This window comes from Chitinophaga sp. CF418, assembly GCF_900142925.1.
Taxonomy (GTDB): Bacteria; Bacteroidota; Bacteroidia; order Chitinophagales; family Chitinophagaceae; genus Chitinophaga.
This window is the reverse complement of the sequence record NZ_FRCN01000019.1, coordinates 1-12,946: the sequence shown is the minus strand read 5'-3', so window position 1 is coordinate 12,946 and position 12,946 is coordinate 1. Positions and strand designations below refer to the sequence as shown.

Genomic DNA, 12,946 nt, shown 5'->3' with positions numbered 1-12,946 from the left:
ACGAAGAGACCAACTTGTATACGCATCTGACTAATTTAAGGGCGATGATCTCAAAAATATAATCTTTAGATGGGAATTATATACCCGACAGTACTCCTAATGGCGGGCCGATGCCTGGCCCTGCTGCCGGATTCACAAATGATCATAAAACAATTGTTTCTGACGGTAACCATCGTACAGCTGCGTCAATCCTGTTTTTCCTGAAGACAGGTAATGATCAGATGATACAGTTTAATACAAATCCTAAGTATTTTCCTAATTCAACACCAGCAAAAAGTCCAGTTAAGTTTCCTCCTATAGGAGCACCTAAAAAATAATCCGATGGCGTATACATATAAACTCAACCGGGAATTATTAGTCTATCAGGAAAAGATCGCTCCATTTGAGCTGCAGACAGGGAAAGTCTATTTCCTGAAATCAAATATTGATGTGCTGACAACATCTTTAATGGATAAGCAACACAGTGATCATGATATAGTCGGAAAAGCATATCATATTCCATATTCGAATGTGATAAAATGGTTCAGATTCAGAAGTGTGTATCAGCTGCTTGAGAAAAGAATTAAGAACAAGGAGATAGTGGATGTCTATTTTCAGTTCTTTAATCTTCCTCATGATGTCATTGTCAAAGATCTACGCGGAGTGCTCTGCAATGAGATATTTAACTTTGAGTACTATTATCATCGGTATGACCTGTTCCTGATCAATTCAGCGGGAATGGATATCCAGAGCATTGCTGATCTGCGCAGCTATATGCTGCAACGTAATACAGCACAAAAGTGCGTGCTTATATACGACACAGCATTGCGACGTAATGATGATAATAGCGTTGTGTTCGGGTTAGAAGAGTGGAAATAACTAAATACTTCTTATCAATAGAACAGCAGGTAACGCGATTTGTTACCTGCTATTTTTTTACATCCCCCCTCCCTCCCCCTAAGATCCGAATATTCCGGAATTAGTCCTCTCATAAATTCGTAGTTAACAATTTTATCGGGGTACTCTGACATGATGCATTTGGAATAGTAATGCTGAAGATCATGAATCACTGGCACCTACTGATCTTTGACTTTGATAGGGAATGGCATCATCCGGACCTTGCAGTCGGCGAAAAACCGAGTGAAAATGAGACCTTTCAACAACTGGCCTCAGTTATCTCAACTGGTGATATATTATCACATAGGCCAAGTAAAGAAGCAAATACTCATTGGAGAAATTGGCCCCGGGGAGGTGTGCTATAAATATTCTGTTGTCTGGCTCGTCAAAACGGAAGCTACGCAAGCCCCCATAAAACTAACTTTATGAGGGCTTGTATAAGGTTTAATTTCAATTATACGTTGTTAGATGTCGTATCACTATTGCCGGCTTCCGGGGCAGGGGTATGATCTGCTGCAAGCCCTTCCGCAGCCTGTGCTTCTTCCTCCACAGCGACTGTATCCTGCTGTTCATCGACGGGATTCAAGTCAGTGGTGTCAATATTTTTCTCTTTCTTCTTGCGGGAGAAAAGGTTTTTCAGGAAGCCGATAAATGCAACAAAACCAATAGCGATGAATTTCCAGCCTGCAGCCAGGAACTTCAGTAAAACAGCGAATAAACCCGCCTTCGCAAGTATCTTACCTGCTACCAGTCCGCCGATGGTCCACACCGCTATCTTATCGATCTTCGGATCAAAATCACTATAGGCATTACCACTGGTAAAGGATGACATATTCAATACCTTGTCGATATTGGCTTTAACAAGTGGCAATTCATCCATAGTACAAACGGCCTTCAGGGAAAGAACACCATGACGCCCCAATACACGTACGTCGTAATTCAGCGTATTGGCACCTTCCTGGTCGCCAAATTTGATTTCCTTAGCCCAGTGCAGCACTCTCTTTTCCTTGTCATAATAGGGCTTCTGTGCCCATCCAACGAAATGCAGGGTAGGATAACCATCTTTTACGCGCACTTTGTTGGTTTCTTTTTCATCGTCCTGCATGTTCTTCAGCATGTCGTCGTAGTCGATCTTTTCCGCATCATCATCTTTTACGTACCCCATGTCTTCGTATTCAACAACGAAAACATAAGAGCCATCTGTAAAAGGATCGGAGTTTTCTAGAAATATCATACCCAGTACGTTCTTCGCACCGGAAGGAGGATTACCCCAAAAGTTCTGTCAATACCCATTTACTCTGTTCCTGGTTAAGGAATTTGAATCCTTTAGGTACGTCAACCGAGGCTTTACCGCCTGGAAGGTTGATTAGACCGGTTTCAAATTTCTGAGCTTTTCTGACAGAATCGACGTAGTGCTCCATTTGTTCTCTGTAGATCTCAGTAGAATCTTTAGTGGGGACTGCTGCATTCAGGGTCAATGCACCCAGCAACAGTACAATCATGTACAAAGTTTTTAGCATGTAATGATTGGTTGTAGTTCGATAAGGGATTTGTTTATGATAATTTCTTAAAAGGGGCAAACCTGACCATTAAACGTTATTGTCCTCAACGGGGCAAATATAGGAAATAGTTTTGCAATGTTGTATGAATAGAAAAATGGGAGTGGCAGTGTTGTTGTTTAGACCACTTTCCCTGTGTTATTCTGGTCGAGCGAGACCACTGTCATCATCATCTTCTTCTTCATCACCTTTTCCAAAGTTGATAAAATAGTTACATTGCTCATAATATCCGTCCGGAAACCATTCTCCAACAAAGTTTTTCTTCGCATCCTGCCACGACTGCACAAATTTTTCGCCCTCGATCTTTGCTATCAGCTGATTGTATAACGTCTCGCAGATCAGCCCATATTCTCCAAACCGGATCTGATGAAAAACGATATCATACACTGAATTGGCGAGACAAAGTACATAAGGATCTTTGAACACCTCTTCGTTATCGATTGTCTCATTCGCCTGCTGTAGCAGCAATTGCAGGGTTTTGCACATTACGGGAGTAGCGTCCCAATAGAAATGTCCATGTGCCCGGAGATATTCACCCATCATGCAGAGACTACGGTATTCCTTTTTTTCAGCATGCGCAATAACGAGCTGCAGTATTGTATTTTCGTTGGAAGCACGTTCTTCTTCGGTGAAGCGTGTTGACACATGGTGGCGTGTATTATTTTCAGTAACCTCGTATTCTTTTGTTCCTGAGTCCAGGAATTGTTCTACCCAAGTTTCGTAGCTGTCGTGCTCAAGTTTTTGTAACATGTGTTTATTCAGGTTTAGAGGCCTGTCTGGCAACAGGAATAATGTAAACGACTTAGACTGCACAACATACGCCAACATGTATCCCCTGTTTATCCGCTACCACAATAGATTCCTGCGACCATGTAAGGCCGGAACAAGTTACAGTAAAATAAGGAAAATAGTAATCTGTCAGACTACCTTCTTTTGATGGCGGCATCAACGTATTTGTAGAATCCATCTCAATCACCCTTTTCGACCACTATCGGGCACTTAAATGTGCAAAGGGGATGTATCAGAAAGCCGCTTAAATGACTACCTGTCTCCATCAGGTACCCGAAAAAAAAGGCTGCATCATAGTTTTGATACAGCCCCTTTTGTTTTATATCTATCTTTCTAAACCTGCTTCAGGTAATGTGGGATCAAGTTGAACTCTTGGAGTATTCAATGCATTTCCAACTTGTCAACAATAGTACTGAATAGTTTTTTCCCATTTTCTTTATCCGACTCATTTTTGTAATTATGAGACACAATTACACTTGTAAGTCCAGCAGACGTATTGAAGACGATACGCATCGCCTGACCTTTATTTAATTTTCTTTTTGGCTGTTCATAGTCGCATGTAACCAGTATTACCTTTTTGCCTCTGATTACTTTAAATTCATTAGAAATGATCCGCTCATTTATAGCATCAATTCTACTTAATAAAGGGGCAGCTTCCTGATCCTGGTACGCCTGTAATTGATTAAGCTGAGCGTAGCGCACACAAACTTCTATTTTAATACTGGAATCCTTGCTGGAATAATATTTTACGTATCTAAAATCATCATCCCAGGAGAATAGAGGTTCGGTTCCGATCATTCTTATATGCAGTGCAAGCGGTTCTTTATAGAAAAATCCTTTAGAGAAGGTAAAAAGGAATTTGGACTAAATGAGTATCAGACCCGAAGCGCTCAAAGCTGGCACAAGCGCATGGCTATGGTAATGTTAGGACAACTGTTCATGAACACTCAAAAGCTTCTCTACTATAATGAAAGGATAGGGCAACAACCCAGGAAATCATCTTATTGATAAGATCTGTTCTCAAATTGACATTGAGATCAATCTCAAATATTATGTGTGATATCCTTGCGAAACAGCCACCAGATTATAAAAAACTAAAGAAATTATTATTTATTCGAATCTGATCAAATCAAGTAACTTTAAAATATTAAATTCCTGAATTTATCAAAATGCTCATTATAAGTTCTTGTTCTCAGAATATTTTCCAGCTGATTTGTATGAAAATGCGCTCCTCCTTTATAGCACATTTTTCTCCACTCCGAATCCGTTATACATTCAAAAAATGGATTAGCAAGTTCATTCTCTTGTTCATATGTAACATTAAAATGCATTTGAGCCGATGAAATAGTCGATTCGTTCTGAAAGTTTCTTCTTCTTTTTGCAATATCTGTCAATCTGTCGAAAGATATAATTTCTATTTTTTCAGTTTCGGCTATCTGTCTTCTTTTTTCCAATTCCAATAGGTCATCAGTTCTTCTTCCGATAATAATTTTAAATTGAAGCCTACTATTTTGTAAGACTTTTGTATTTATTGTGGGTAGTATTTTTTTAAACTGGCTCTTGTTATCTATTAACCATCTTTTCCAGTCTCTAATCTGTTGTAGAGCCGAATTAAATTTTGAAGATAGTTTGCCTGAACTATCAAATAATTTAGTATGCGGGCTTTCAATTTCTATTAGCTCATAAATTGTTCCGTCGCTATAACCTTCTCTGACAACAACAAAGTCGGTCTCATAGTCACTACCCAACTTAAGCTTAGAAATAACAAGATAAGATTCAATAATCGTTAAAAAGATTGCAGGATGTGTTCGCAAAAATTCTTGGTAATCCTTTTCCTTTAAAGCCTTGTTATTCACAAGAGACTCCCATTGCGATAATATATCTCGGTAAATTTCAGTTTGAGTTAACTTACTCCAATTATATATCATTGAGGCTATATATTTTTTTATAAATATAAAAAAATGATTTAAAAATTAAATTTTCCGAAGTAGTGTTACTCTGAAGGAGATCCTGGATATAGATGAATACATAGAACGATCAATTCTCGACAAAATCGCACACCTACTGTAACGTTTTCCAACAGTAAGCCGCTTTCGATTCGCGACAAACGAGCCTTGCGAAGTGTAAGCTTCCGGATAACCAGTGGCTTGGTGGCAGGGCTTCCCCTTTAGAAAAGCATTTGTTATTTCGTAAAGCCCTCCCGTATTCTCCTTTTTTTACTTTTATCACCAACATCATAAACATTTGAGCAGGAAACGTAGAAAAGGGCGCTCCTTAAAGAACACCCTGGCTATTTTTTTCTAGTATCGTTAGCTAATTCAAACGATTGAAGGGCTATCTTCCCTCCATCTTATCAATTTGTTTGCGATAATATTCAAGCAGTTCTGGTCTACGAAGACCTAACGTTGTAACAGGTATTTCCTCTTCTTCAATACCTTTTAAATCGATGTTCGTCATTCGCAGCTTTTCAATAATACCTTTAACTTTCGGCGTTACGGCAATAAATAGTTTGCCGTCTAACAAAAAAATATCGGATCCGTCCCAAGTGGTTTCATCAAAGTATATTCCTTTTTTAAAATAGTCTGGTTGTCCACCTGCAACAAAAGGCCCTTTACGGACTATTTCTCCCTTATAATCATCTATGCCAGACGCTCTACCAGCTATTACTAAACATGAATAATCTTCCAGTACCCCCTCCTTCAAGTTAATTAATGCCGGAATAGCATGATAACCTGTAACATTTTCCGATTTGAATGCCTCAAATAGTCTGTTGTGAAATAATTGGACACCCACATCGCCCCCATGAATCGCATCATATTTTTTCTTTCCCATATTTTTAGAAAAATGAATAGGCGCATCCAAGTCCAATTCTCCTCTTAAAAACTTATACCCATCGATCGGAGCATCTGGATTGACGATAAGAGCTCCATTCAAAAATTTATTATCGAGAAGAAAAAAATTCATATAACCGAGTTTATAATCCAAAAATAGCTTTTATCCTATTCATTTCCGTCAATATCTCCTGCCTCGTAGGATTTGAATTGTTTCGGAAAAATATTCTCCAATACTCATTAAATAATCTGGCATTTTGCTGATGAGCAGGACTTTGCCACCAGGACATATGCAGCGGATGGTTGATGTTTAATCCTGCTGCGTTAAACTGTGCCTCGAATGCCTGGGGTAAATTATGATGAGCATTTACGGATGACGCTGGATTGGTTCCTGTATAAGTCTTGAACGACAGCCTGTAATCCCGATAATTAGGATTGTTGCTACTTCCCACGTAAGAGGAAGGATACTCGGTGATGGTAGAACTTGGATATTCGGTAATAGTGGAACTTGGATAGTTACCATCAGCATCCATTCGAAAACTCCATTCTGTTACTTCTCCTATCTTAGTGGCATCATCACTAAGCGTTACACCCGGAGCATTTATAGTAGGAATTGGATCAATATTTTGCAACTTCAAATTTCCCGTCCAGAAATTCCTGCCCTCAATTTTAGCGAGAATGCCATTGCTCACGCCTCCCAGTACTGCTCCCCCAATCGCTCCGAACAGCCCTTCTTTGGCACCTTCTCCAAGAGATTGGCCAATACTCATATCTCCAAATGCTACAGCATTCCCTGTTCCCTGAATCATACCACCTACCCCTCCACCGACGGCGCCAGCACCTAAGCCTCCCCAAAAACCACCAGCACCAACAGCAATACCGGTACCAGTTATCCCCGCACCTGCTCCTACTCCGGTTATAATGCCCAAAGCAGCGCCGCCTGTTGCTGCTGCGGCAGCTCCCGCCACGAATCCTATTCCAAATGATTTCACAATATCTAGCCGGGAAGCATAGCCTTTCGATGCCATACTATAGGCATTTAAAGCGCCACCGATAAATCCGCCTATTATTATATGCCAGAATCTGCCATCAGGATCAACAACGATCATAGGCCTGTTGCCCATAGCCATATAAGGACTATAATCTTGCCCCGCAGGGTCGGTAGAGAACCACCGACCTAACTGTGGATCATAGTAGCGTGCCTCGAAATTGTACCATTCTAAGCCAGTTCCATCGGCGAATTCACCCCTCTGTAGTTCTTTGCCCTGGAATAGTTGCCTATTTTCAAGGCTCAGGGGTGTACGGCTACTGATACCATCCATCACAAGCCCATAAGGATAATAATGGGTTTCTTCCAATACGGGTCCGGTAATATCCGTAACTACGATATCGTCAAAATAGACGTCCTGCGCTGTTTCATTGGTGGGAAATACATAGAGGAAACCACTCTTTTCCATCACCATCCCATCAACCAATAAATGCTGTAGCTCGTCAGGGGTATTTTTCACCTGCCTAACACCACTGTTTCCATCCACCAGCTGGAACTGATCATCGAAGAGAGCGAAGTTGATATAGGACTTACGCTTATTGATTCCCCCTCGACCAAGGTCTTTTTGCTTTAATTGCTGATAGTTATTGTTATAAAAATTACTGGTAAAACTTTGTTGCTGAATTGCTTGTCCGTTGCCATGCAGAGCATCTATGGCATTAGCATCGCCAAATACCTGGGCAAGAGATACTATCATGTCTTCCGCAGGTACTGCCTTATCGTCATTCACTGGTCCGTCAGACTTGAAGAATGCCATGGCACTGATCTTAATAGTATCGCCGGCCATTACACGCAATACAATGGAGGGACCTATCTTTTTGCCATCGGATTTTGCATTTAGTTTAGCAACAAATGAGCCTTGTGAAGTATCAGCTTCTGGATAACCTACAGGCTTGGCAGCACGGGTTTCATCCACATTACTAAATGTAGCAGTTTCTACGAGGGCGTTCTCCGGCTCCATAGTGGCCGCATACATGGTAAAATTGGTTTGTTCAGTTAATACACTGCGGGTATTACCCAGGTGGTCTTTTACAAAATAGTCGTAGGTACTCTGAGGAGCTTGATTGGTATTATACACCATCCTCACTCGTCCTTCTTCATGATTGAAATAGGAAAGGGAATCGTTCTGGTAGACAAAGCCGCCGATGTAATCGGTGATAATGGTTCTAACGGGATCGGATGTGCTATCTATAACAGTTTTCCTGATCCGCTGTCCATTAGCATCGTACAAATATGACACCGTTCCTTTACCAAACACTTTAATGGTTTCGGGTAGATTGAGATAGTTGTAGGATATGCTGGTGATCCGCTTATTATTGTCGCTGGTAAAGTTGCCGGAAGCATCGTAACTGTAATCGTTATCTCCGGTTCCATTCACCTCTTTAAAATCACCCAGGGTAGAAGCGGAATTATTGGCGAGATCTCTTACCCCTTTCAAGCGATTGCTATTGGCTTCGTAGGTGTACCGAAGGTTGTCTACCGTAATGCTGCCACCGGGCTGGTATCCTTTCTGGTTCATGGAAAGAATATTGCCATTGGCATCGTAGGCTGAATCGGCATTGATACCATCCCCTACCTTCATACTGAAATCAATACCTGCACTGGTATTCCAGCTACCGGAGGTGAATTGTGTAAAGTCGGCCTTAAGCAGGCGATCTGCGGGGTCATAGCCAAATCCGTAGGAACGGAAGGCGTTATCATTGAACCCTCGCCATCTGTTACCGGCCAGATTGCCTGTATATTGCGGCGTATAGGTACTGTCGTAGAACAGTTGTTCACCGAAATGATGGTTCTTAGCATCAGCCGCGCCATTTACGGCATATCCTTTATTGATGTTCTTTAACCAGCCGCGGATGTTGTAGTCATATTCAAGACTGTCAATCGCGGCCCCTAGAACACTTGTTTTAACCTGACCCAGTTCATTATAACGAAGTTGCGAAATGGTTTTTGAAACTCCGTTATCATTCACCTCTTTGGTGGCTTTTATAAGCTCCCCCCTATGGTTGTAGGTCATTGCGTTGGATACGGTTGTAGTAGGCGTAAACCCGCTGCGTTTATTAGCATGCCTCAGATAATTGCCGATTAATCTTCCGGCGAAATTGTAAAGGTTGGTTACAACGTCTGTTCCGCCAGTTTCGTTATCAGCAATGCTTTGAATGACCCGGCCTTTATCGTCATAATACAGGGTTGATGTCAGCCATTGATCTGTACCGATTATTCTGATCTTTCCACCAGTCACCAGGCCCTCTGTGAGTTTGCTCACTGCCGTGGGACGCTCAGGATATAGGTCGCTACCCGCCTTAGGCTTTTGAAAGTCTGCAGTATTGGCGGCTTGAGCACCTGAAAAGGAATAGTCGTCGTAGAAATTGTAGACAAGCGGGGTAAGCGCGCTGGCAGGTATTGCAGGCAGTGGATTGTCGGCAGTAATACTTACTACCTGTCCCGACACCGGCACTATTTCAGCAACCACTGTCTGCCCATTGGTACAGGCAAAGCCACTGAGAAACGTGATACTGCTGCCAGCCTGGTACAGATTGGCGTCGTTAACTGCTGTGGCCATATCTTCTATACCAGGAATAGTGTAAGATAACGCCTGACTCGCGGAAGCGGAATTCATGCTGGTCTGCAGCTGAACCCGTGTACTGGCCGAGTTATATAACGCAGTCATGATGTTCCGGTCTCGCCTGTCATAGAAGGACACCTGCCATTTGTTTTGAGCACGCAGGTTGCCATCCCGGACGAAAACGAGCCGGTTTTTGCGGTCGTACACGTATTCGGTAGAATCTGTATCCGGCGTTTCTTTTACTATCACTCTTTGCCGTTGGTCGTATTGGTATTGGGCGCATAGATTTAAAACGAGGCTCAAGTTCCAGCTGCCCATGATCTTTGCCACCACCAGTGGAGGGATCACAAAGCGAAGATTGCCCATATCATCATACACCTGGTAAGTACACTGCCAGCCCACGTGGCCGGTGCCCGGTGTTGCGGCTACCTGTACTTTCCTTAACACCTCATGTCCTTCCCTATCAGTATAAGTTACCACTTTGCGGTTGTTCTCATCGGTGCGGGTATCCTCCAATAGTTCACCTGCAGCATATCTGCTGGAGGAGGCAGGCAGGTTACCATTCATTATCCAAATGCGTACACTGTCGGAAACGGCATTCACCATATATTGGCTGGTTACCCCCCTCGACGAACCGCCCCAGCTTCGTCCAGGTGCCATCATTTTCTGCATTGTGCCCATAGGTGAACGCTCATAAACGTTTTGTGTATAGGGCGTCAGTTCGCCGCTATAGTAGATGTTGTAAAAATTGGCATGGTCCGTTAAAGGACTGTTTTGAGCATCCCCGGTAGTAGTGGTAGCTATGTAAGGAAGATAATCGTTCCTCGTCCTTCCCATGGAATCATAGATATTGAAGTTCACAATATCCTTACCCAAAGGTGACCAGCGTTTTTGTACAGTTTGCACCACCCTTCCAAAGGCATCGTATAAAACGGTGCTTTGCGCCACTTCCGCCGAGGTGCGGGAAAGACTGATTATGGAGGCCCCGGATTTTAATGGGATCATGGGGCGCCAAGAACGGGAGAAGTTTAGATCGAAATTCAGGGTGTCGTTGGCCTGTTGTGCCTGAAGGCATACAGGAATTAGAAACGACAACAGCAGCCCTAATAGCTTTCCTGTTAGTTTATAATTCGTTTTCACGGTAATGATTTTATTATGGAGAATAATGGGTATCTGCACTAATTACTTGATGACATAATCACCCGGCTTCAGGAAATAGTCGACATGGCAATCGAATGTCCAACAGGGAAATCCGGGTGGATCGCAGTCCGTCTTCACATAATCGCGTGTTACGGAATACGCAATTACCACCTCGGTTCCGTTGGCGGTATGTATATCGTCTGGAATAATCTCGCAGGTATTATTCACGCCTGTCACCACTTGTAAATTCTGAACGTACCTGGGTTTTGTGCAGGCGGCATCGTAGTAGAATTTAACTACTACATCCTCGCCTTGGTCCATATCCACATCTTCATAACTTAATTTTGCATACACAATGCCGCATCCGCCATTCGCATTAGCATAGCTTTGTCCGTTGGCTATAACGGTGTTCATGGCCAGGCTATCTGCCTTATACTGACTAATGGAAGACGTATAGATACCCGAAGCAACTGTGTATAATAGGGTATCCGGAACATTCCCCCCGGTACAATTGGTTTGCACGAACTTCCGGCTGATGGCATTATTCTTATAAATGATGTTGCAGTTAACCTTTTCACCTGCCTGACCATAGCAGGACATTTCCATTATATTGCCTTCCACATCCTCCCGTAACCGGACCCTACCCAGATCATCGTACTCCGTATATGCCACCTTATTATTTTCGGAATTAACACTGGTCTGATTGCCAAAGAAATCGACAGTATTTGAACTCATCATCGCATCAGCAGGATATGCTCTGAGTTCATCAATAACAACATTTGAACCTGTGAGTGAAATACTGGTGGTGGTGGAGGGGAGCAAATTCCGGTAAAGGTTCCAGGCTCTTTTAGCGGCTAGTTTTTCGGGAGAAACACCGTTTATTGTTAAACCGGCACCTGTGGTCCAGTAGGTCACTACGTATTCCCTGCCCACCGTAACGGAAGCGCTAATGGTGCCGTTTAGCTTGAAGGACCTGTTTCCGGTTATAGCGTCGGAATAGTTGTATTGCCCGGAGGGAACGGTCCAATTACCGTTGTTGGGTCCTTCAAAGCTGGTATAGGCGACTTCGGTATAGGCTGCATCTGTAATGGTACTAACTGATGTCTGATGTTCGTCATCCCAGATCACAGACTGGCGGCTACCGGTTAGGTTATTAGCCACCTGTAGAGAGACGAGTTTGGCATCATACCGTTCAATTGTGGTCACCAATGGAATAAGGGAACTGTTGCGATTGAGTACGAAACGGTTGAAAGCGCCAATGGTACTCAATGGAACAGGTTTATCCGATTGCAGGCCATAGATATATTTGGGCTTTATCTTATTGCCAGTAATGACCTCGTAACCTGTAATCGTAGCACTGATCAGACTTTCCGAAGTGGGTGTTTTCACCCATTGCTCCTCCGCAACTTTCACTATTATTCCGCTATCCCTAAGTGTTTTTACAGGACCTGTGAGGGAGTAATTATAAGGATAGTAAATATTGGTTTGAATATACTTTTGAAGATCCTTGCTCACCCATTTTTTTAAGGACGCCAAATTATTCAGACTATCGTAAACAAAGCTGGCGCTTTGCAGTACGGTATCGGCACCGGAAACGATCTTTTCTACAGTGGAATCCAATAGCGCAGTACCCGTCAACCCGTAATAGGTATCGCTTCCGTAGCCCGGGCCGAGATAGAGTGCAGAGGTATTACCGTAATATTGTGCGTTCGTTAGGAGCTTGATGGACTTAAAAGCGGTGTCTGACAAAACAGTTACGGTAAAATCGTACCTGTTCTCGTTGATTTTCTTTATCTGGTTGTATTGATCGAATACCGTCGCCTTTTTGGGCAACCCCAATTCCCAGGAAGGATACAGTTCCGCTGCGAAAGGATATTGAGGCGGTGATGGAAAATAGTTAACGTCTTTATAGGTGGTGAACTCGTGTACGGTTTTACCGTTACCAGGCAATATTTCTTCTACCCGGCTATAACCAACAGCTGTGCCCCACACATAGTCAAGACTATTCATGGGTGATGATACTCGCACAAAATATTCTTTATCCCCCCCGTTCCTGTAAAAAACATTGAATAGGTAATCATACCTAGGTATAAAGAAGGCAAAGCCAGAACTGGAACCATTTTCATTTATATACCGGAAT

The 12,946-nt window shown here is 42.7% G+C and carries 9 protein-coding genes; 1 reads left to right on the top strand and 8 read right to left on the bottom strand.

Annotation, left to right across the window (positions count from 1 at the left end):
- The first annotated feature begins 321 nt into the window (after positions 1–321).
- The gene (locus F3I09_RS31430; protein WP_149699022.1) at positions 322–858 is read left to right on the top strand and encodes a hypothetical protein; all 537 of its coding nucleotides are present in this window, start codon (positions 322–324) and stop codon (positions 856–858) included.
- 472 nt (positions 859–1,330) lie between these two features.
- Here F3I09_RS31430 and F3I09_RS31425 read toward each other — a convergent pair whose 3' ends face one another.
- The 8 genes from F3I09_RS31425 to F3I09_RS31390 all read right to left on the bottom strand — a co-directional run bounded on the left by F3I09_RS31425 (position 1,331) and on the right by F3I09_RS31390 (position 12,834).
- Positions 1,331–2,110 carry a DUF2167 domain-containing protein gene (locus F3I09_RS31425; RefSeq protein WP_149699021.1) on the bottom strand — a complete coding sequence of 260 codons (780 nt, stop codon included), beginning with the start codon at positions 2,108–2,110 and terminating at the stop codon, positions 1,331–1,333.
- 31 nt (positions 2,111–2,141) lie between these two features.
- Positions 2,142–2,378 (bottom strand): hypothetical protein, encoded by a 237-nt coding sequence (locus F3I09_RS31420; RefSeq protein WP_149699020.1) that lies wholly within the window; start codon positions 2,376–2,378, stop codon positions 2,142–2,144.
- 195 nt (positions 2,379–2,573) lie between these two features.
- The gene (locus F3I09_RS31415) at positions 2,574–3,185 is read right to left on the bottom strand and encodes a hypothetical protein (protein WP_149699019.1); all 612 of its coding nucleotides are present in this window, start codon (positions 3,183–3,185) and stop codon (positions 2,574–2,576) included.
- Between the two features lie 420 nt (positions 3,186–3,605).
- A complete protein-coding gene (locus tag F3I09_RS31410) occupies positions 3,606–4,022 on the bottom strand; it encodes a hypothetical protein (RefSeq protein ID WP_149699018.1) in 417 nt (138 codons plus the stop codon).
- A 341-nt stretch (positions 4,023–4,363) separates the two neighbouring features.
- On the bottom strand, positions 4,364–5,152 hold the full coding sequence (locus F3I09_RS31405; protein WP_149699017.1) for a Shedu anti-phage system protein SduA domain-containing protein: 789 nt from the start codon (positions 5,150–5,152) through the stop codon (positions 4,364–4,366).
- A gap of 406 nt (positions 5,153–5,558) precedes the next feature.
- On the bottom strand, positions 5,559–6,188 hold the full coding sequence (locus tag F3I09_RS31400; RefSeq protein ID WP_149699016.1) for a hypothetical protein: 630 nt from the start codon (positions 6,186–6,188) through the stop codon (positions 5,559–5,561).
- Positions 6,189–6,198: 10 nt separating this feature from the next.
- Positions 6,199–10,806, bottom strand: a complete 4,608-nt coding sequence (locus F3I09_RS31395; protein WP_149699015.1) for a DUF6443 domain-containing protein — start codon at positions 10,804–10,806, stop codon at positions 6,199–6,201.
- 42 nt (positions 10,807–10,848) lie between these two features.
- Positions 10,849–12,834, bottom strand: a complete 1,986-nt coding sequence (locus tag F3I09_RS31390) for a DUF5977 domain-containing protein (RefSeq protein WP_149699014.1) — start codon at positions 12,832–12,834, stop codon at positions 10,849–10,851.
- Positions 12,835–12,946: the final 112 nt, after the last annotated feature.